The 18632-nt window shown below is 60.7% G+C and carries 18 protein-coding genes; 12 read left to right on the top strand and 6 right to left on the bottom strand.

The features are described 5' to 3' along the window. Positions 1–56: 56 nt before the first annotated feature. From potA to HU765_RS22410, 3 genes are read left to right on the top strand one after another with little or no spacing between them, the layout of a single operon-like run. Complete coding sequence (potA, locus tag HU765_RS22420; protein ID WP_186623040.1) at positions 57–1199, top strand: polyamine ABC transporter ATP-binding protein; 1143 nt, start codon at positions 57–59, stop codon at positions 1197–1199. 35 nt (positions 1200–1234) lie between these two features. Next, positions 1235–2116 carry an ABC transporter permease subunit gene (locus tag HU765_RS22415; RefSeq protein ID WP_186551270.1) on the top strand — a complete coding sequence of 294 codons (882 nt, stop codon included), beginning with the start codon at positions 1235–1237 and terminating at the stop codon, positions 2114–2116. Beyond that, entirely contained in the window at positions 2113–3003 is an 891-nt protein-coding gene (locus HU765_RS22410; RefSeq protein WP_122748323.1) for an ABC transporter permease subunit, read from the top strand. The genes HU765_RS22415 and HU765_RS22410 overlap by 4 nt, the downstream gene beginning before the upstream one ends. A gap of 140 nt (positions 3004–3143) precedes the next feature. On the opposite strand, the gene HU765_RS22405 is transcribed toward HU765_RS22410, so the two are convergent. Continuing rightward, positions 3144–3785 (bottom strand): HD domain-containing protein, encoded by a 642-nt coding sequence (locus tag HU765_RS22405; protein ID WP_186623038.1) that lies wholly within the window; start codon positions 3783–3785, stop codon positions 3144–3146. A gap of 312 nt (positions 3786–4097) precedes the next feature. Here HU765_RS22405 and HU765_RS22400 point away from each other — a divergent pair, with 312 nt between their 5' ends. After that, on the top strand, positions 4098–5063 hold the full coding sequence (locus HU765_RS22400) for a helix-turn-helix domain-containing protein (RefSeq protein ID WP_186623037.1): 966 nt from the start codon (positions 4098–4100) through the stop codon (positions 5061–5063). Between the two features lie 132 nt (positions 5064–5195). Here the strand turns inward: HU765_RS22400 and HU765_RS22395 are convergent, their stop codons facing one another. Together HU765_RS22395 and HU765_RS22390 are read right to left on the bottom strand one after the other, a co-directional pair. Continuing rightward, positions 5196–7607 carry a penicillin acylase family protein gene (locus HU765_RS22395; protein WP_186623035.1) on the bottom strand — a complete coding sequence of 804 codons (2412 nt, stop codon included), beginning with the start codon at positions 7605–7607 and terminating at the stop codon, positions 5196–5198. 102 nt (positions 7608–7709) lie between these two features. After that, positions 7710–8288 carry a DUF6436 domain-containing protein gene (locus HU765_RS22390; RefSeq protein WP_186623033.1) on the bottom strand — a complete coding sequence of 193 codons (579 nt, stop codon included), beginning with the start codon at positions 8286–8288 and terminating at the stop codon, positions 7710–7712. Positions 8289–8386: 98 nt separating this feature from the next. Between HU765_RS22390 and HU765_RS22385 the strand changes: the two genes are divergently transcribed. Further along, complete coding sequence (locus HU765_RS22385) at positions 8387–9334, top strand: alpha/beta hydrolase (RefSeq protein ID WP_186623031.1); 948 nt, start codon at positions 8387–8389, stop codon at positions 9332–9334. A gap of 104 nt (positions 9335–9438) precedes the next feature. Here the strand turns inward: HU765_RS22385 and HU765_RS22380 are convergent, their stop codons facing one another. After that, positions 9439–10170 carry a DUF2059 domain-containing protein gene (locus HU765_RS22380; protein ID WP_186551255.1) on the bottom strand — a complete coding sequence of 244 codons (732 nt, stop codon included), beginning with the start codon at positions 10168–10170 and terminating at the stop codon, positions 9439–9441. Between the two features lie 108 nt (positions 10171–10278). Here HU765_RS22380 and HU765_RS22375 point away from each other — a divergent pair, with 108 nt between their 5' ends. Together HU765_RS22375 and HU765_RS22370 are read left to right on the top strand one after the other, a co-directional pair. Next, positions 10279–10911 carry a 2OG-Fe(II) oxygenase gene (locus HU765_RS22375; RefSeq protein WP_186551254.1) on the top strand — a complete coding sequence of 211 codons (633 nt, stop codon included), beginning with the start codon at positions 10279–10281 and terminating at the stop codon, positions 10909–10911. Positions 10912–10913: 2 nt separating this feature from the next. Next, positions 10914–11399: a DUF523 domain-containing protein gene (locus tag HU765_RS22370; RefSeq protein ID WP_186623029.1), complete on the top strand. Its 486-nt coding sequence runs from the start codon at positions 10914–10916 to the stop codon at positions 11397–11399. Between the two features lie 116 nt (positions 11400–11515). Here the strand turns inward: HU765_RS22370 and HU765_RS22365 are convergent, their stop codons facing one another. Beyond that, a complete protein-coding gene (locus HU765_RS22365; RefSeq protein WP_186623027.1) occupies positions 11516–12085 on the bottom strand; it encodes a transporter substrate-binding domain-containing protein in 570 nt (189 codons plus the stop codon). A gap of 135 nt (positions 12086–12220) precedes the next feature. Here HU765_RS22365 and HU765_RS22360 point away from each other — a divergent pair, with 135 nt between their 5' ends. Continuing rightward, positions 12221–12646, top strand: a complete 426-nt coding sequence (locus tag HU765_RS22360; protein WP_093097349.1) for a DUF4399 domain-containing protein — start codon at positions 12221–12223, stop codon at positions 12644–12646. A gap of 105 nt (positions 12647–12751) precedes the next feature. Here the strand turns inward: HU765_RS22360 and serA are convergent, their stop codons facing one another. Next, on the bottom strand, positions 12752–13981 hold the full coding sequence (gene serA, locus HU765_RS22355) for a phosphoglycerate dehydrogenase (RefSeq protein WP_186551251.1): 1230 nt from the start codon (positions 13979–13981) through the stop codon (positions 12752–12754). 204 nt (positions 13982–14185) lie between these two features. Between serA and HU765_RS22350 the strand changes: the two genes are divergently transcribed. The 4 genes from HU765_RS22350 (at position 14186) to HU765_RS22335 (ending at position 18542) form a co-directional block, all read left to right on the top strand. Further along, positions 14186–15580: an FAD-binding oxidoreductase gene (locus tag HU765_RS22350; protein ID WP_186623070.1), complete on the top strand. Its 1395-nt coding sequence runs from the start codon at positions 14186–14188 to the stop codon at positions 15578–15580. Positions 15581–15621: 41 nt separating this feature from the next. Beyond that, complete coding sequence (locus HU765_RS22345) at positions 15622–16287, top strand: fumarylacetoacetate hydrolase family protein (RefSeq protein ID WP_186623025.1); 666 nt, start codon at positions 15622–15624, stop codon at positions 16285–16287. Positions 16288–16583: 296 nt separating this feature from the next. Next, positions 16584–17507, top strand: coding sequence for an SdiA-regulated domain-containing protein (locus HU765_RS22340; protein ID WP_186623023.1), 924 nt, complete (start codon positions 16584–16586; stop codon positions 17505–17507). A 117-nt stretch (positions 17508–17624) separates the two neighbouring features. Further along, on the top strand, positions 17625–18542 hold the full coding sequence (locus tag HU765_RS22335) for an SdiA-regulated domain-containing protein (RefSeq protein ID WP_186623021.1): 918 nt from the start codon (positions 17625–17627) through the stop codon (positions 18540–18542). Positions 18543–18632 lie beyond the last annotated feature (90 nt).

Genomic DNA, 18632 nt, shown 5'->3' with positions numbered 1-18632 from the left:
ACTATCCAGGGTTCGTCTTGCGTGGCGAACCACTGCTTCTGTTGGGAGTTTCGTAAATGGCAGTTGCCTCCGGCGCCTACAAGAAAGCCCTCGAGGGCGACCAGACACCCAAACAGGTGCTGGTCAAAATCGACCGGGTCACCAAGAAGTTCGACGAGACGATTGCCGTGGACGACGTGTCCCTGGAAATCAAGAAGGGCGAGATCTTCGCCCTGCTCGGCGGTTCGGGTTCGGGTAAGTCGACCCTGCTGCGCATGCTCGCAGGCTTCGAACGGCCCACGGAGGGGCGCATCTTCCTCGACGGCGTCGATATCACCGACATGCCGCCGTACGAACGTCCGATCAACATGATGTTTCAGTCCTACGCCTTGTTCCCGCACATGACCGTGGCGCAGAACATCGCCTTCGGCCTGCAGCAGGACAAGATTCCCAAGGCTGAAATCGACGCCCGCGTGGCCGAGATGCTCAAGCTGGTTCAGATGAGCCAGTACGCCAAGCGCAAGCCGCATCAATTGTCCGGCGGTCAACGTCAGCGGGTGGCGCTGGCGCGTTCCCTGGCGAAGCGGCCGAAGCTGCTGCTGCTCGACGAACCGATGGGCGCGCTGGACAAAAAACTGCGTTCGCAGATGCAACTGGAACTGGTGGAAATCATTGAGCGCGTCGGCGTGACCTGCGTGATGGTGACCCACGACCAGGAAGAGGCCATGACCATGGCCGAGCGCATCGCGATCATGCACTTGGGCTGGATCGCGCAGATCGGCAGCCCGATCGACATTTACGAAACCCCGACCAGCCGTCTGGTCTGCGAATTCATCGGTAACGTGAATATCTTCGAAGGTGAAGTGATCGACGACGCCGAAGGCCACGCGACCATCACCTGCAAGGACCTCGACCGGCAGATCTACGTCGGCCACGGCATCAGTACTTCGGTGCAGGACAAGTCGGTCACCTACGCAATTCGTCCGGAAAAACTGCTGGTGACAGCAGAGCAGCCGACTTGCGAATACAACTGGTCGAGCGGCAAGGTGCATGACATCGCCTACCTCGGCGGCCACTCGGTGTTCTACGTCGAATTGCCGAGCGGCAAACTGGTGCAGTCGTTTGTCGCCAACGCCGAACGCCGCGGCGCGCGTCCGACCTGGGGCGATCAGGTTTACGTGTGGTGGGAAGATGACAGCGGCGTGGTGCTTCGCTCATGAACATGCGCAAATTCAAACGGCGTATCAACCGAATCATCCCCAATGGCCGGCAGATGGTCATCGGGGTGCCGTTCATCTGGCTGTTTCTGTTCTTCATGCTGCCGTTCTTCATCGTCCTGAAGATCAGCTTCGCCGAAGCCGATGTGGCGATCCCGCCGTACACCGAGATCTACACGTACGCCGAGCAGAAGCTGCAACTGCTGCTGAACCTGGGCAACTACGCGTTGCTTGGCGATGACGAACTGTACATCGCCGCGTACCTCGGCTCGCTGAAAATGGCCTTTATCAGCACCGTACTCTGCCTGCTGATCGGCTATCCGATGGCCTACGCCATCGCCAGTGCGCGCAAAGAGCTGCAAACGGTGCTGGTGCTGCTGATCATGATGCCGACCTGGACCGCGATCCTGATCCGCGTTTATGCGTGGATGGGCATTCTCAGCAACAACGGCCTGCTCAACGGTTTCCTCATGAGCATGGGCCTGATCGACGAACCGCTGCAGATCCTCAACACCAACCTGGCGGTGTATATCGGCGTGGTCTATTCGTACCTGCCGTTCATGATCCTGCCGCTGTATGCCAACCTGGTGAAGCACGACAACAGCTTGCTGGAAGCCGCTTCTGACCTGGGGTCGAGTACCTTCAACAGCTTCTGGAAAATCACCATTCCGCTGTCCAAGAACGGGATCATTGCCGGCTGCATGCTGGTGTTCATCCCGGTGGTCGGCGAATTCGTGATCCCGGAACTGCTCGGCGGTCCGGAAACCCTGATGATCGGCAAGGTGCTCTGGCAAGAGTTCTTCAACAACCGCGACTGGCCGGTGGCGTCCGCGCTGGCGGTGGTGATGCTGGCGATCCTGATTGTGCCGATCATTCTGTTCAACCGCAGTCAGGCCAAGGAAATGGAGGGTAAAGAATGAAGCGCTTCCGTTTCTCCAGCCTGATGTTGGTGTTGGGCCTGATATTCATCTACCTGCCAATGCTGATCCTGGTGATCTATTCGTTCAACGCCTCGAAACTGGTGACGGTGTGGGGCGGCTGGTCGATCAAGTGGTACGTCGGCCTGCTCGATAACTCGCAACTGATGGGCTCGGTGCTGCGCTCGCTGGAAATCGCCTGCTACACGGCGGTCGCCGCGGTCGCTCTCGGCACACTGGCGGCATTCGTGCTGACGCGCATCACCCACTTCAAGGGCCGCACGCTGTTCGGCGGTCTGGTGACCGCGCCGTTGGTGATGCCCGAAGTGATCACCGGTCTGTCGCTGTTGCTGCTGTTCGTGGCCATGGCGCAGATGATCGGCTGGCCGCAGGAGCGCGGCATCGTCACCATCTGGATCGCCCACACCACGTTCTGTGCGGCGTATGTTGCGGTGGTGGTGTCGGCGCGTTTGCGTGAGTTGGACCTGTCGATCGAAGAAGCGGCAATGGACCTGGGGGCGCGGCCGTGGAAGGTGTTCTTCCTGATCACCATCCCGATGATCGCGCCGTCGCTGGCGGCGGGCGGGATGATGTCGTTCGCCCTGTCGCTGGATGACCTGGTGCTGGCGAGCTTCGTGTCCGGCCCGGGGTCGACGACCTTGCCGATGGAAGTGTTCTCGGCGGTGCGTCTGGGCGTGAAGCCTGAGATCAACGCCGTGGCCAGCCTGATTTTGCTGGCGGTGTCGCTGGTGACCTTCCTGGTGTGGTTCTTCAGCCGCCGCGCCGAAGAAGCACGCAAAAAAGCCATCCAGCAAGCCATCGAAGAAAGCGCGGCCGATTCGTGGAAGCAACCGGACGCCCGCCGCGCGCCAGCGCCGCAAACCGTGTGAGCCGGTCGGGTTGGCCTCATTCCCGAGGTCAACCCAAATCCAAACTGTAGGAGTGAGCCTGCTCGCGATAGCGGTGTGTCAGCCAAGCATTATTCAGCTGACACGACGCCACCGCGAGCAGGCTCACTCCTACAGGGGATTTATGCAGTCCAGGGAGAATTGCGGATGACCTCGACAAAGTTCATCGGCCTGAACCCCGGCTCCTGATCCACCAGCACATCAGTCTTCACGTTGCCAAACGTGGTCTGCGGACGATGGCGCAAGCCGTCGGCAAACGCGCAGATGATGCATTCCTTGAAACCCTCTCCGCGTGGATGCGCATGCACCACGGCTTCGCGCTGCACGTTGCTGAACGTCGCATAGTCCATACCCAGCACATCCATCTCCACACCGGCAGTAACCAGCGCCACGGTCGGGCGCAGATGCCTGGGCACGCCCGGCGTGGTGTGCAAGGCGATCGACAGCCACACTTGCTCGATGTCGTCATCGCTCAGCCCGTACGGCTTGAGAAAGGCTGCCGCGGCATTCGCACCGTCCACTTCAAAACGCTCATCGTCGCTGCGATGGCCTTCGACCAGACCCAGGTCATGAAACATCGCGCCGGCGTATAACAGCTCCGGGTTGTAGGCCAGTTGTTGGCGCTCGCCGCTCAAGGCTCCGAACAGAAATACCCGGCGCGAGTGGTGATAGAGCAGGTCGGATTCGATGTCACGGATGTATTCGGTGGTAGCCCGGGCGAGGGCGCTGTCGGGGATTTTGATGCCGGCGATGGTGCTGGACATTTTGGTTTTCCTCAGCGAAAACGCCGTTGTGGCGTTGATGGGGAAAGTCTGTTCTCGACGCTCCGAGCGAACAATCGAGGCATGGCTGCGATCCTTGCCATTGCACTTGCAAATCGTGCCAAGCTCGCTTGCCGGGTGGGATTTGGCTAGGGTTGGCTCGATCAACAAGCCAGACATGGCCCATGTGGGAGCGGGCTTGCTCGCGAAGGCGGTGTGCCATTCAACGGAGATGTTGCAGGTAATGGCCTCTTCGCGAGCAAGCCCGCTCCCACAGGGATTGTGTTTGCCACAAGCAATGAGGGCGTTTGAGCCATGAACAAATCCGTCGCCATCGTCGTATTCCCCGGCGTGCAATCGCTGGACGACAGCGGCCCCATGGATGTGTTCGCCGAGGCCAACCGTTTCCTCGCAGCGCAGGATCACTATCGGTTGGAGGTGATCGGCCTGGAGCGTGGGCCGATGGCCTGCTCCAACGGCCTTACCCTCCATGCTCATCGCCATTTCAGCGAAGTGCTCGACGCCTATGACCTGCTGCTGGTCGCCGGTGGCCCGCAATTGCCGTTCATGGATCTCGGCGCGACCTTCGACGCCTGGCTGCGCGACGCCTGTGGCCGTGCCCGGCGCTTCGGCTCAATCTGCAACGGCGGGTTCATGCTGGCGCGTGCCGGTTTGCTGGAGCGGCGCACAGTCACCACCCATTGGAACGATGCCGAGGCCTTGGCGCGGCTATGTCCGACGACGCGGGTTGAAGCGGATCGTCTGTATGTCGAAGACGACACCCTCTACACCTCGGCGGGGGTCACGGCGGGCATCGATCTGTCTCTCTACCTGCTGGCGCGCGACCATGGCACCGAGGTCGCGCTGAATGTGGCGAAACGTCTGGTGGTGTTCACCCAGCGCTCGGGCGGGCAATCGCAGTTCAGTCCTTTCCTCACGCCACATGCCGAACCGACGTCGGCGGTGGCGATGGTGCAGCTGTACGTATTGGCCAATCTCACCGGGGATCTGACGATTGCCGATCTGGCCAGTGCGGCCAACATGAGTGCGCGGAATTTTTCCCGGGTGTTCACGCGAGAGGCCAAGGTAACGCCTGCGGAGTTTGTCGAACGGGCGCGCGTGGATGCGGCGCGGGTGATGCTCGAAAGCACAGCGGCACCGCTGAAAACCGTGGCGTACCAGTGCGGGTTTCGCGATGCGCAACATATGCGCAGCGTGTTCAACCGACGGCTGGGCGTGACGCCGCAGCAGTTTCGGTTGAATTTTGCCGTAATCCTCTAAGACATGTACTGACTGGATGGGCCTCATCGCGAGCAGGCTCACTCCTACAATTGACCGCGTTTTTCCTGAAGGAATGCGATCAACTGTAGGAGTGAGCCTGCTCGCGAAGGGGCCGGTGCAGACGGCAGAACTCTATTGCCCAGCGCGCGCCGGTAACAGCCTCAACGTACTGCGCGTATTCGCCAGCACCTCTTCTTCACTGAAGTGCGCCTGTACATAAATCCCCTCGATATACGCTTCAGCCTGGTCGTCATAGTGCCGGTCAAACGGCACACCACTCTGGCCGACCGGGTTGATGGTCAAGCCATGCGCCGGATCGGCAAAATCCACCAGCCGCCGTGTCGACGGCCCGTAAGTTACCGGCCACGGTGCCGGGCCGATTTTCGCCGAGAGGTTGTTGGGTACTTCATGGCTGCCCGGCGCCGCGAACGGGCCGACATTGAACAGGCGATCCAGCGGCTTCTGCTGCCCCAGCGGATGGCCATGCGTCAGGGTGTGCGCCGCGCCCCACTGCCAGCCTGCCACATCGTCGCCAAGCGTCAGCTTGAGATGCGCCATGCTCGCCGCCCATGCCGTGCGCACAGCGTCGGCGCGGCTCTCTTTGGCCGGCGTGCTGCGATTGTCCCACCACGCTGAATCGACATTAGCCGCCAGTCGCGGCAGTGCGGAATCGACCGCCCGCGTCGACAACAGCGTCTCGAAAAAGGCATTGCCCAACTCATCGCGCATGGCCGCGTCGGCGAGGTCGTAGAGGAACTGGTTGAACACCGTCGCCGTGACCGAGTCCAGCGGGTAGTCGCCAGGCCACTGCGCCAGTTGCTCGACCAGCTTCAGTTGAGCCGGATCACTCACCACCTCACGCAACACCGGCAACAGCGGTTTCAACAGACGCGGCCCGTAGGCGGTCGCCGTGCCCAACTGCAACTTCTGATTGGCCTCGTTGCTCCACTTCACGCGGTTGTCGCTGAGCTGGAGATCGAGCTGCTGGCCGCGATCGGCGAGGTTGTAGTAACCGGGAATTTCCATCCCCGTCGGCGAGACGGGCTGGAAGTTGGCCGAAACGATATAGCCGCGCGCCGGATTTTCTTCCTGCGGATTGGCGCTGAACGGGTAGTAGCCGTCCTTGTCCGCCTCAGGCGTGCTGCCGTCAAGAATGAAACCCGGTTTTACCCCGGCCGGACGCTTGGGCAGCAAGGCCGAGGCCCACCAGGCGATGTCGCCCTTGGCGTTGGCGTAAACCAGATTCAGACCCGGCGCCTGCACCTTGGCCGCCGCAGTGCGTGCCTTGGCCAGGGTGTCGGCGCGGTTGAGCTGATAGAAGCCTTCAAGAATCGGGTTCGGCGTTTCGAGGAAGGCCCACCACATCGCAATCGGTGTTTTCCCGGCAGCGCTGCCGAGGGCATCGTTGACGATCGGTCCATGCGGCGACTGGCGCAAGGTGATGGTCACGGGCGCCTGGCCTTTCACATTGATCTGCTGCTCGGTGACGACCATGTCGGTCCACTGGCCGCGATACCAGACCTGATTGGGGTCGTCCGGGTTGACCTTCTCGGCAATCAGATCCAGGTCATCGTTCTGGAACATGGTCAGGCTCCAGCCAAAATCCAGGTTGTGTCCCAGAAACGCAAACGGCACCAGTGCCTGATGATGGCCGTACAGTTCGAAGCCCGGCGCCGACAACTGCGCCTCGTACCACACCGACGGCACCGAGAAACGAATGTGCGGATCGCCGGCCAACAGCGGCTTGCCACTCTGGCTACGGCTGCCGGCGATGACCCAGGCGTTGCTGCCTTCGAACTGCGGCAGGCCGTTGTCGATCAGTGCCTGCTCGCTGAGGCGGGCGAGGGTGTTGAGGTCTTGCCAGTCGCCAGCGGCGAGAGCTGGTTTGTGCCTGGCGTGATCGGGGGCCAGAACGCCTTTGGCTTGCCAGTCGAGATCGAAGACATTCAGGTAGTCGGCGCCGAGCTGATCGCGCACGTAGGTCAGCAGCGGCTCGGTGCGAAACGCGGCGGCAAAACTGTAGGCCATGTACCCCGCGACGCTGATGCTGTCCTCGGCAGTGAACGGCCGCTTGGCGATGCCCAGCACGTCGAACTCGATCGGCGCCGCGTGGGTGTCCTGATATTGGTTGATGCCATCCAGATACGCTTGCAGGCCCTTCCACGCCGGCGACTGCTTGTCGAGACCGGCGACGTAACTGGCCGCACGTTCACGGATGCGCAGGCTGCGGAACAGCTTATCGGTGTCGAGCAGTTTCGGTCCCAGCACTTCGGCCAGCTCACCCCGGGCGAGACGGCGCATGGCTTCCATCTGGAACAACCGATCCTGAGCGTGCACATAACCGAGGGCGCGATACAGGTCGGTTTCGTTCTCGGCGCGAATATGCGGCACACCGCGCTCGTCGTAACGCACAGTCACCGAGCCTTGCAGGTTGCGCAGTTCGACCTGGCCCTGACGTGTCGGTTGTTTGCTGTAGACGTACCCGCCGGCGGCGCAGAGCAGGACAACGATGAGCAAGGCAACAACGATCAACGCACGCTTCATGGTGACTCCTTGTGCAGGCGAGTGGGCCGCCCGTCGGGCTGCAAACATTTAGCACAGAGCATCTGTGCGGTGCAGCGCTGTCCTTGAAAAGTCCGGAATGCCTTACTTCGTCTCAACCGGCCACGGGCAATAACACCCCACCGCCAGTGTATGCGTGGCATCGACCGGGCGATCCTCGGTCAGGGCATGCAGGATCGGTTCGATAAAGCTGTTGCTGGAGTTGCAGGTCAGGCCTTCGCTGTAGGGGCCGAAGTAGGCCAGTTTGCCGCTGCGGTCCCAAATCGCCACGGCGGGGCTGGCGGGGATCTGTTCGGAACCGGGCAGGACGATGATGGTTTTCAGGCTGGTGAGGGTGGCGGGCAACTGCCCATGGCTGCCGGGCCTTTGCACGGCGAAAAACTCCACGCCGCGGGCGCCGAACTGTTCGACCATCTCGCTCAGGTGCTGCTGATTGCCGACATTGCACGGGCACGCCGGGTCCCAGAAGTGCACCAGACGAATATTGCCCGGCCCGGCGAGGTTGTCCGGCAGACGCAGCGGATCGCCGGAAAATACGGCGGTGTGTTCGCTGAACGCACGCAGATAACGCCCTTGAAACCAGTCATACGCCGCCCACAATACCCCGGCGCAGATCAGCGCGAGCAGGCTGGCGAACAGTGCGGTGCGGTAGGGCGAACGCATGGATTTGAGTCCTCAGAGGCGGGCTAGCTTGCCATGCTTGCCGCGACAGATGAATATCGCAGGCCGATAAAGTCCGTTTACCGCTTTGGAATGACCGCATGCCTGATACTTTCGACCCCGATCATTTACGCGCGAGCCTCAAGCCCTTGGCCGAGTGGCAGCCGTTATCGGACGAGGCCAAGGCTTATCAGCGCTTCTACAAAACCGACTTTGCCGAGCGCGATGTCTGGCGCGGCATGGGCCGTTTCGAGGTCGATGGCTACGAGCTGGTCAGCCATTGCTGGTGGCCGGAGAAGGTCAAGGGCACGCTGTTTCTGCTGCACGGCTATTACGATCACACCGGGCTGTACCGGCATGTGATCGAGTGGGCGCTGGATCAGGATTTTGCCGTGATCGCCTGCGACTTGCCGGGGCATGGTCTGTCGAGCGGGCCACGGGCGAGCATTCGTGATTTCGCGGAATATCAGCACATGCTGCAAGCGCTGTTCGCCGAAGCCAATTCGATTGCGCTGCCACAGCCGTGGCATTTGTGCGGGCAGAGCACGGGTGGCGCGATTGTCGTCGATCACCTGCTCAACCATGGCGAGCACAGTCCGGCGCAGGGCCAGGTGATTTTGCTGGCGCCGCTGGTGCGGCCAAGAGCGTGGGGCTGGTCGCAGCTGAGCTATTACCTGCTGCGGCCTTTTGTCCGAGGCGTCGCGCGGCGCTTCAGCGAGAACTCCAACGATCCGGACTTCTTGCCATTTTTGCAGGCCGATCCGTTACAGCCTCGACGCCTGCCGACGCAATGGGTAGGCGCGCTGTCGCGCTGGATCATTCGCGTCGAGCACGCCAGAAAAAGTCCGCGACGGCCGCTGATCATTCAGGGGCAGGCGGACATGACCGTGGACTGGCAGCACAATCTGCAGGTATTGAAATGGAAGTTCGACCGGCCGCAGATTTTGCTGCTGGCTGAGGCGCGCCATCATCTGGCCAATGAGACGGCGGAGATGCGCGAGGAGTATTTCGAGTTCTTGAGCAAGCGGATCAGGGGCCGGAATCTCTAGCATTAGCGATGGCCCCATCGCGAGCAGGCTCACTCCTACATTTGGAATGCGTACCCCTGTAGGAGTGAGCCTGCTCGCACTAGCGGTCTAAGAGGCGACGAGGATCACTGCCCGACCGCCAGCCCCGCCCGAATCGCCGCCAGCGCCGCCTGATAGTAAGCCTTGCCCTCGGTCGATTCGGCAAACGTCGCAAACTCTTCCAGCTCTTCATCCGACAAGTCGCGGTAGACATAGAGCAGGGTGTTGTTCAAATCAGCGCCAATCTGATCCATCAGGCGCTGACGCTGACCATTTAACATGCCTTGGGCCTGACCGCCGCCGAGCAACCCCGGAATCATCGAACTCAAACTGTCCGCCGCGACGCCGGCAATCGCCAGGCTGACCTCGGCGCCAGCCTCGCGCGCGGGCAGCGCCTGGGCGAGGTGGCCGATAATCAGCAGACGCGTGTCACTGGCCTGCATCTTCGGCAGGCCCTTGGCGTTTTTCGCCAATTGATCACGGCGGGTCGCGAGCAGTTCGGCGGCGACGATTTTCTTGCCCAGCGGTGACTGAAAGAACGCCAGCGCCGGCTTCGGGTCGGCGAGTTTCTGCCGCAGTTGCGCTTCGGCACGTTGATCCATGGCCTGGGGCGCGAAGCGCTGATTGCTGTTGTTCACCAGCGCCTGAAACACCGCCGGCGGCAGGCTGTTCTGATAACGCTGCTGGGCGGCGCTCAGGGCGTCGTTAAAATGCGCGCGTTGTTCTGGCCAGCCGGCGACCTTGTAGAGCTGATCGTGGCCGTCCGCCCAGGCAGGCAAAACGCAGAACATCAACAGTGAAAAAAGCAAACGGCGCATAGGGACTCCTGTCAGCAGCCGACTATTCTCCGTGCGGTGCCGGTACTTGTCGAGAATTCGTATCAAGGCGCCGCGTGGCTCTGTCGGATTTGTTGCCGCCGGCATACTATGCGCGCCATGCCGATATCCTCTGAACACCCGCTGCTGTTACGCATTGTCGACGACCTGGCCGAGCACGGCTGGTCGCAGCAGAACATTTTCCTGCCTGCCGGTTTGACCGGCGAGCTGGCGGCCGAGTGCCGTCAACGTGAAGCCGAGGGTGAACTGGCGCCGGCGGCGGTCGGCCGCGGCCCGTTTTCAGAGATCCGCGAGGGCATTCGTGGCGACCACATTCAGTGGATCGACCCGGGCCAGGCCGAGGCCACTGACCGTTATCTGAGCCTGATGGACAGCCTGCGCGAAGCGCTCAATCGCGGCCTGTTCCTGGGCCTTGAAGACTTCGAATGCCATTTCGCCCTGTACCCGCCCGGCGCGTTTTATCGCAAGCACGTCGATCGCTTTCGCGATGACGACCGGCGCATGGTCTCGGCGGTGATTTACCTCAACGAGGCGTGGCTGCCGGAGGATGGCGGTCAGTTGCGCATGTACCTCAAGGACGGACGCGTGCACGACGTGCAGCCGACCGGCGGCTGTCTGGTGGTGTTTCTTTCCGGCGAAGTGCCCCACGAAGTGCTGCCGGCCAACCGCGAGCGGCTGTCGCTGACCGGATGGTTCCGTCGCCGTGGCAACGAGCCGTTCTGAGCATGGACAAGATTCTGGTCAGTCGTTGCCTGTTGGGCCATCGCGTGCGTTATGACGGTGGCGCCAGTGGGCCGTTCGATCAACTTGAACAATGGATTGCCGAAGGACGCGTAGTGCCGCTGTGTCCTGAGGTCGCGGGTGGTTTGCCGACGCCGAGGGCGGCGGCGGAGATTCCGGGCGGGCAGGGCGCAGAGGTGCTCGACGGCGTGGCCGCAGTGATCACCACCGATGGCGAGGATGTCAGCGCGCAGTTTCTCGACGGTGCGCGACAGGCGCTGGAGTTGGTGCAGCGACACGGTATTCGCGTGGCGGTGCTGAAGGCCGGCAGTCCCTCTTGCGGGAATTTGCTGACTTACGATGGCACATTCAGCGGAGTGAAAGTCTCCGGCGAAGGCGTAACGGCTGCGCTGCTCAAGCGTCATGGGGTTCAGGTCTTCAGTGAGCTTGAGCTGTCGCAGGCCGCGCAGGCCCTGGCAGCCCTTATCTAAAGGATCGCCGAAATCCCGTGTAGGAGTGAGCCTGCTCGCGATAGCGGTGTGTCAGTCAATGGTTATCGAATGACATACCGCATTCGCGAGCAAGCCCGCTCCCACAGGTCCTGTGTTTACCGGGGGGCGGTGAACCACTTCTCGGTCAGCGCATCGAGCCGCCCATCGGCCTTGATCCGCTGCATCGCACTCTCAAGGCTGGCCTGAAACGCCGGGTTGCCCTTCTGAAACGGAATCGCCAGTTCCACCGACTGCGGCGCTTTCGGCTTTTCTTCGGTCAACGCCTGCACCAGCACCATCGGCCGGGGTGTCTCGTCTTTCTTCGCCAGTAGCTGCCCGTCGACCTCGCCGTACGGTGTGCTGACGTCGAAACGTTCCTTGAGTTCGGGTGTCAGTGCTATGTGATTGAGCGCGACGTCGTACTTGCCACTTTCAACGCCCTGGAGCAGATCGGCCTCGTCGGTGACGATGAAGTCGGCGCGCACATCCAGCTCACGGGCCAGGAGTTGCCCAAGCTCGACCTCGAACCCCGTGAGTGTGTCGCCTTCCTTGTAATTGAACGGCGGTGTATTAGCCTCAAGGGCTATGCGCAACTCGCCACGGTCGTTGACGTCATCAATCAGTTCGGCGTGAGCCAAGGGGCTCAGAAGGGGAAGCAGGCAGATCAGGCCAGGCAGAAAACGCATGGTCACTCCTTTGAAATCATTATCGCGACGCTCTGATTCAGGCTCGCTTTGCTATGGTTGTCGAGTGCCTTCGACAACGAATGGTCATGAAGTTGTCATGACCGTGCGGATTTTACGGAAAAACTGGAGAAGAAAATGAAAAGCTTTATGTCACGTGCAGCGTTGGCCGGTGTGCTGATGGGTGTTTCGGTGCTGGCCAGTGCGGCAACGCCGGCGCCCAAGGATGCTGAAGTGTTCATCGTTTCTCCCGAGGACGGGGCCACCGTCTCGCAGGAATTCAAGGTCAAGTTCGGCGTCAAGAACATCGCGCTGGCCCCGGCGGGTGACGTCACCAAAAACACCGGCCACCATCACCTGCTGATCGACGTCGACGACCTGCCGGCCGAAGGCGCGCCGATCCCGACTGACGCCCACCACATGCATTTCGGCAAGGCGCAGACCGAAGCCACGATCAAACTGGCCCCGGGCAAGCACACCTTGCAGCTGATTCTCGGCGACAGCGGCCACATGCCGTTCGACCCGTCGATCGTTTCGGAAAAAATCACCGTAAACGTGAAATAAAAAAGGGAGCCCTTCGGGGCTCCCTTCTTTTATTCAGCTTAAGTTGCTAGCTACAAGCTACAAGCTACAAGCTACAAGCTACAAGCTACAAGCTACAAGCTGCTGTTAGAACAGTACGCGACTACGGATAGTACCGTTGACGTGTTGCAGCTTCTCTTGCGCCAGCTCCGAGTATTCGGCGTCGACGTCGATCACCACGTAGCCGACCTTCTCGTTGGTCTGCAGGAACTGACCGGAGATGTTGATGCCGTTTTCGGCGAAGACCTTGTTGATCTCGCTCATCACACCCGGAATGTTCTCGTGGATGTGCAGCAGGCGGTGCTTGCCAGGGTGAGCCGGCAGGGCCACTTCCGGGAAGTTCACCGACGAGACGGAGGTACCGTTGTCGCTGTACTTGACCAGTTTTTCCGCCACTTCCAGGCCGATGTTGGCTTGCGCTTCGGCGGTCGAGCCACCGATGTGCGGGGTCAGGATCACGTTGTCGAGGCCACGCAGCGGGCTTTCGAACTCTTCGTCGTTGGAGCGTGGCTCCACCGGGAACACGTCGATGGCCGCGCCGATCAGGTGCTTGTCCTTGATCGCGTCCGCCAGCGCATCCAGCTCGACCACGGTGCCGCGTGCGGCGTTGATCAGAATGCCGCCCTTCTTGATGGCGCGGATTTCCTTCTCACCGATCATCCACTGGGTCGCCGCAGTTTCAGGAACGTGAAGGGTGACGATGTCGGACATGCCCAGCAGCTCGTGCAGGTTGTTGACCTGCGTGGCGTTGCCCAGCGGCAGCTTGGTCACGGTGTCGTAGAAGAACACCTGCATGCCCAGGCCTTCAGCCAGAACCGACAGCTGCGTGCCGATCGAGCCGTAGCCGACGATGCCCAGCTTCTTGCCACGGATCTCGAAGGAGTTGGCTGCGGATTTGATCCAGCCGCCACGGTGGCAGGACGCGTTTTTCTCAGGGATGCCGCGCAACAGCAGGATCGCTTCGGCCAGCACCAGCTCGGCCACGGAGCGGGTGTTGGAGTACGGCGCGTTGAACACGGCGATACCGCGCTCGCGGGCCGCACCGAGGTCAACCTGGTTGGTGCCGATGCAGAAACAGCCGACCGCGACCAGCTTCTTCGCGTGATCGAAGATCTCTTCGGTCAGTTGCGTGCGCGAGCGAATGCCGATGAAGTGAGCGTCCGCGATCTTTTCCTTGAGCTGGGCGTCCGGCAGAGAACTGGTGTGGTACTCGATGCTGGTGTAGCCCGCCGCCTTGAGGACGTCGACAGCCGATTGGTGGACGCCTTCGAGAAGAAGGAACTTGATCTTGCTCTTATCGAGAGAAGTCTTGCTCATCTGCGTAAACCTGTATCCCGGAGAAAAATGGCAGGAGATAGCCAGCAGACGCTGACCCGGACGACAAGAATGCCGTCACCGCGGATCAGGCCTTGGGCACTGTCCTGCGGGGTCGGTATGCTAGCATAGCCACCCCGCTAAACACTCATTCCTGCGACGTGAAGCGTTCTCAGGATGACCATGAATTGTTCGAGAGTTCTGTCGATGACCAATCCTGCGCTGATTGATGAACTGAAGTCCCTGGTCGAAGCTGGCAAGGTCTTGACCGACGCCGACTCCCTGAACGCATACGGCAAAGATTGGACCAAGCATTTTGCTCCGGCGCCGAGCGCCATTGTGTTTCCCAAGACCATCGAACAAGTCCAGGCCGTGGTCCGCTGGGCCAACGCGCGCAAGGTCGCGCTGGTGCCGTCGGGCGGACGCACCGGGCTGTCTGCCGCTGCGGTGGCGGCCAACGGCGAAGTGGTTGTCTCGTTCGATTACATGAACCAGATCCTCGACGTGAACCTCACCGACCGCACCGCCGTGTGCCAGCCGGGCGTAGTCACTGAACATCTGCAGAATGTCGCCGAAGAAAATGGCTTGTACTACCCGGTCGACTTCGCGTCGGCGGGTTCCAGTCAGATTGGCGGCAACATCGGCACCAATGCCGGCGGAATCAAGGTGATTCGCTACGGCATGACCCGTAACTGGGTGGCCGGCATGAAAGTCGTCACTGGCAAGGGCGACGTGCTCGAACTGAACAAGGACCTGATCAAGAACGCCACCGGTTACGACCTGCGACAGCTGTTCATCGGCGCCGAAGGCACCTTGGGTTTCGTCGTCGAAGCGACCATGCGCCTGGACCGCGCGCCGAAAAACCTCACCGCCATGGTCCTGGGCACCGCCGATTTCGATTCGATCATGCCGGTGCTGCACGCCTTTCAGGGCAAGCTTGATCTGACTGCGTTCGAATTTTTCTCCGACAAGGCCCTGGCCAAAGTGCTCGGCCGTGGCGACGTACCGGCACCGTTCGGCACCGAGTGCCCGTTCTACGCCCTGCTGGAATTTGAAGCGACCACTGAAGAAGTGGCCAACAGCGCGCTGGAAACCTTCGAACATTGCGTCGAGCAGGGCTGGGTGCTGGACGGCGTGATGAGCCAGAGCGAAACCCAGTTGCAGAACCTCTGGAAACTGCGCGAATACATCTCCGAGACCATTTCGCACTGGACTCCCTACAAAAACGACATCTCGGTCACGGTCTCGAAAGTGCCAGCCTTCCTGCGGGAAATCGATGCGATTGTCGGCGAGCACTACCCGGATTTCGAAATCGTCTGGTTCGGCCACATCGGCGATGGCAACCTGCACCTGAACATTCTCAAGCCGGAAAACCTCAGCAAGGACGAGTTCTTCGCCAAGTGCGCGACCGTCAACAAGTGGGTGTTCGAAACCGTGGAGAAGTACAACGGTTCGATTTCCGCCGAGCATGGCGTCGGCATGACCAAGCGCGATTACTTGACCTACAGCCGCTCGCCGGTCGAAATCGAATACATGAAAGCGGTCAAGGCAGTGTTCGACCCGAACGGCATCATGAACCCGGGCAAGATCTTTGCGGTTTGATCGGTAATCTCTGTTGAATCAATGAAGGCAGGAGTCGGTAAATGAGCTATCAGCACCAGTACGTCGACGGCACGCGCATTCACTTCCCGATCGGGAAAGTCGTGTGCATTGGCCGCAATTACGCCGAACACGCCAAGGAACTGGACAACCCGGTCCCGACCGAGCCGCTGCTGTTCATCAAGCCGGGCAGTTGCGTGGTGCCGCTGGAAGGCGGGTTCAGCATTCCGACCGAGCGCGGCTCGGTGCACTACGAGGCGGAGATCGCCGTGTTGATCGGCAAGCCGCTGTCGACCAAGCCGAGCCGCGAAGAAGTCCTCGACGCCATTTCCGGTTTCGCCCCGGCGCTGGACCTGACCCTGCGCGACAAGCAGGCCGAGCTGAAAGCCAAGGGCCTGCCGTGGGAAATCGCCAAATCGTTCGACGGCGCAGCGGTACTCGCCCCGTTTGTGGTGGGCAGCACCTTTGCCGACCTGACCGACATTGGCATTCGCCTGACCATCAATGGCGAAGTGCGCCAGGACGGTAACAGCAGCGCGATGCTCAACCCGATCGTGCCGATGATCCAGCACATGGCCGGCTGTTTCTCGCTGCAGGCCGGTGACGTGATCCTGACCGGCACGCCGGCGGGTGTCGGGCCGCTGAACGTCGGCGATGAGATCGTCCTCGAACTCCCCGGCGCGAGCCGCTTTACCAGCAGCGTGCGCTAAATCGCCCTTCCCTGATGGAATGAGCTTTTGTGGCGAGGGGATTTATCCCCGTTGGCGCGCGAAGCGGGCCCTCTTGATCTTGAAGAGGGGCCGCTGCGCAGCCCAACGGGGATAAATCCCCTCGCCACAAGGGCCATTCCATATCGATAATGTGTAGCGGCTGGCAAACGCACACGCCAATCCCGCCATTTCCCGTTTTTTTCACATCCTCTCTGGATAATTTCCGCGATTCTGGCGTCTGAGCCGGCCTCTTTGTGCTATTACCCTTAGCCTGAATTTTCGGAACGCGTCCCTTGATGTCCTCTCAAACTCAGCAGAAACCCACACGTCGCTCCCGTTTCGCCCTGCGCTGGTACGCTTGGCTGTTGTTGATCATCGCTGCGGTCTATGGGCTGGCGTTCGCCATGCACTGGGACGATCGCGGCGTGCTCTGGGTGCTGGAACGCTTCGAGAGCAAGGCCGAGCAGAAGGAGAGCGTCTGGCTGCCGGACTACCAAGTGGTGATCGATGCCAAGCCGCTGCCGGGCATGGAGAAGGACGAAGCTTCGGACCTGGCCTACAACCCGCAGACCAAAACCCTGTTTTCAGTGATGGGCAAAAATCCGTTTCTCGCCGAACTCAGCCTGCAAGGCGAGGTGCTGCGCAAAATGCCGCTGGTGGGCTGGAGCAATCCGGAAGGCCTGACAGTGATGGAGAACGGTCTGCTGGCGATCGTCGATGAGCGTCAACACACGCTGTCGATCGTCAAGGTCGATGCCGCGACTCGCGAGCTGAACATCGCCGACTTCCCCAAATACGACCTCGGCCCGTCGAAAGACCAGAACAAAGCCTTCGAAGCCATCGCTTGGGATCCGCGCAATCAGCAACTGGTGCTGGGTGAAGAGCGGCCGCCGGCGCTGTTCACCTGGAAAAGCGATGGCAGCCAGACGTTGACGGGGGACAAGCAGAAACTGCCCAGCGATGAGTTGGATATCCGCAATCTTTCGGCGTTGGCCGTCGATCCGCGCACCGGCCATTGGCTGGTGTTGTCGGCCGACTCGCACCTGTTGCTGGAACTGGACGAGACCGGTGAGCAAGTCAGCTTCATGACCCTGCTCGGCAATTTCAACGGTTTGAAAGGCACCATCCCCCGCGCCGAAGGCGTGACCATGGACGAGGCCGGCACCCTGTACATCGTCAGTGAGCCGAACCTGTTCTACCGTTTCGAAAAGCACCGGTAACTTTTCCTACGACAATCGCGGAATTGTGCGGTTGTCGTGGCAGGCAAGTGGCCATTAAGCTTCAGTTCAGACGGGCATGATATTTCATCGGCCTGTTTTGAATCCGAGCCCGCCCGAATGCGTCGACTTGCCCGTCCCAAACCGCTGGTCATCCTCTTGTCGGTAATTGCCCTGATCGCGTTGATCGTGATCGGCCAATACCTGCGCCTGTTCGAGCGCGCCTGGTTCAACCTGCACACGTTGTGGCAACCGTTGAGCAGCGAGGCGATCGGGCTGGGTCAGTATCGGGTGACGATCGAGGCGCGGCCGATCGACGGGCTCGACGATGACGTCTCGGCGCTGACCTACGATCCGGTGCGCAAAAGCCTGTTCACCGTCACCAACAAAAACTCTGAACTGATCGAATTGTCGCTGGAAGGCAAGATCCTGCGACGCATTGCTCTGGTCGGCTTTGGCGATCCGGAAGCAGTGGAGTACATCAGCGCTGACACGTATGTCATCACCGACGAGCGCCAGCAGCGACTGATCAAGATCCACCTCGACGCCGACACGACGTTTCTCGATGCCGAGGATGCCGAGCAAATGACGCTCGGCGTGCACATGGCCAGCAACAAGGGTTTTGAGGGGCTGGCTTACGATTCAGTGGGCAAGCGGCTGTTCGTGGCGAAAGAGCGCGACCCGATGCTGATCTATGAAGTCCACGGCTTTCCGCATTTCAAACCGGACAAAACCTACGCCGTGCACGTGATCAACAACCCCAAGCGTGATGCCGGGATGTTCGTGCGTGATCTGTCGAGCTTGCAGTACGACGAACGCAGCGGGCATCTGCTGGCGCTGTCAGATGAATCGCGGTTGATAATCGAGCTGGATGTCGACGGGCGGCCGTTGAGCACCATGTCGATCAGCGGGGGACGCCAGGGTTTGCAGAAAACCGTGCCGCAGGCCGAGGGGATTGCGATGGATGATGACGGGACGTTGTACCTGGTGAGCGAGCCGAATCTGTTCTACGTCTTCAAGAAACCGACACAGCCCTGACTGGCAAACCGAAACCAATGTGGGAGCGGGCTTGCTCGCGAATGCGGTGGATCAGCCAATATCTTCATTGACTGATCCACCGCATTCGCG

Origin of the sequence: Pseudomonas sp. SWRI81 (assembly GCF_014268545.1) — a bacterium.
Lineage (GTDB): Bacteria > Pseudomonadota > Gammaproteobacteria > Pseudomonadales > Pseudomonadaceae > Aquipseudomonas > Aquipseudomonas hamedanensis.
The sequence above is the reverse complement of the archived record's forward strand: the minus strand, read 5'-3'. Positions and strand labels throughout refer to the sequence as shown.

What these genes read in the sequence shown, in the direction of transcription:
- HU765_RS22390 (WP_186623033.1), bottom strand. Translation starts at nt 8,288, where the DNA reads ATGCGTTCGCCCTACCGCACCGCACTGTTCGCCAGCCTGCTCGCGCTG.
- HU765_RS22395 (WP_186623035.1), bottom strand. Translation starts at nt 7,607, where the DNA reads ATGAAGCGTGCGTTGATCGTTGTTGCCTTGCTCATCGTTGTCCTGCTC.
- HU765_RS22340 (WP_186623023.1), top strand. Translation starts at nt 16,584, where the DNA reads ATGTCCTCTCAAACTCAGCAGAAACCCACACGTCGCTCCCGTTTCGCC.
- HU765_RS22400 (WP_186623037.1), top strand. Translation starts at nt 4,098, where the DNA reads ATGAACAAATCCGTCGCCATCGTCGTATTCCCCGGCGTGCAATCGCTG.
- serA (WP_186551251.1), bottom strand. Translation starts at nt 13,981, where the DNA reads ATGAGCAAGACTTCTCTCGATAAGAGCAAGATCAAGTTCCTTCTTCTC.
- HU765_RS22335 (WP_186623021.1), top strand. Translation starts at nt 17,625, where the DNA reads ATGCGTCGACTTGCCCGTCCCAAACCGCTGGTCATCCTCTTGTCGGTA.
- HU765_RS22350 (WP_186623070.1), top strand. Translation starts at nt 14,186, where the DNA reads ATGACCAATCCTGCGCTGATTGATGAACTGAAGTCCCTGGTCGAAGCT.
- HU765_RS22365 (WP_186623027.1), bottom strand. Translation starts at nt 12,085, where the DNA reads ATGCGTTTTCTGCCTGGCCTGATCTGCCTGCTTCCCCTTCTGAGCCCC.
- HU765_RS22375 (WP_186551254.1), top strand. Translation starts at nt 10,279, where the DNA reads ATGCGCGCCATGCCGATATCCTCTGAACACCCGCTGCTGTTACGCATT.
- HU765_RS22405 (WP_186623038.1), bottom strand. Translation starts at nt 3,785, where the DNA reads ATGTCCAGCACCATCGCCGGCATCAAAATCCCCGACAGCGCCCTCGCC.
- HU765_RS22385 (WP_186623031.1), top strand. Translation starts at nt 8,387, where the DNA reads ATGCCTGATACTTTCGACCCCGATCATTTACGCGCGAGCCTCAAGCCC.
- HU765_RS22370 (WP_186623029.1), top strand. Translation starts at nt 10,914, where the DNA reads ATGGACAAGATTCTGGTCAGTCGTTGCCTGTTGGGCCATCGCGTGCGT.
- HU765_RS22380 (WP_186551255.1), bottom strand. Translation starts at nt 10,170, where the DNA reads ATGCGCCGTTTGCTTTTTTCACTGTTGATGTTCTGCGTTTTGCCTGCC.
- HU765_RS22345 (WP_186623025.1), top strand. Translation starts at nt 15,622, where the DNA reads ATGAGCTATCAGCACCAGTACGTCGACGGCACGCGCATTCACTTCCCG.
- HU765_RS22410 (WP_122748323.1), top strand. Translation starts at nt 2,113, where the DNA reads ATGAAGCGCTTCCGTTTCTCCAGCCTGATGTTGGTGTTGGGCCTGATA.
- potA (WP_186623040.1), top strand. Translation starts at nt 57, where the DNA reads ATGGCAGTTGCCTCCGGCGCCTACAAGAAAGCCCTCGAGGGCGACCAG.
- HU765_RS22360 (WP_093097349.1), top strand. Translation starts at nt 12,221, where the DNA reads ATGAAAAGCTTTATGTCACGTGCAGCGTTGGCCGGTGTGCTGATGGGT.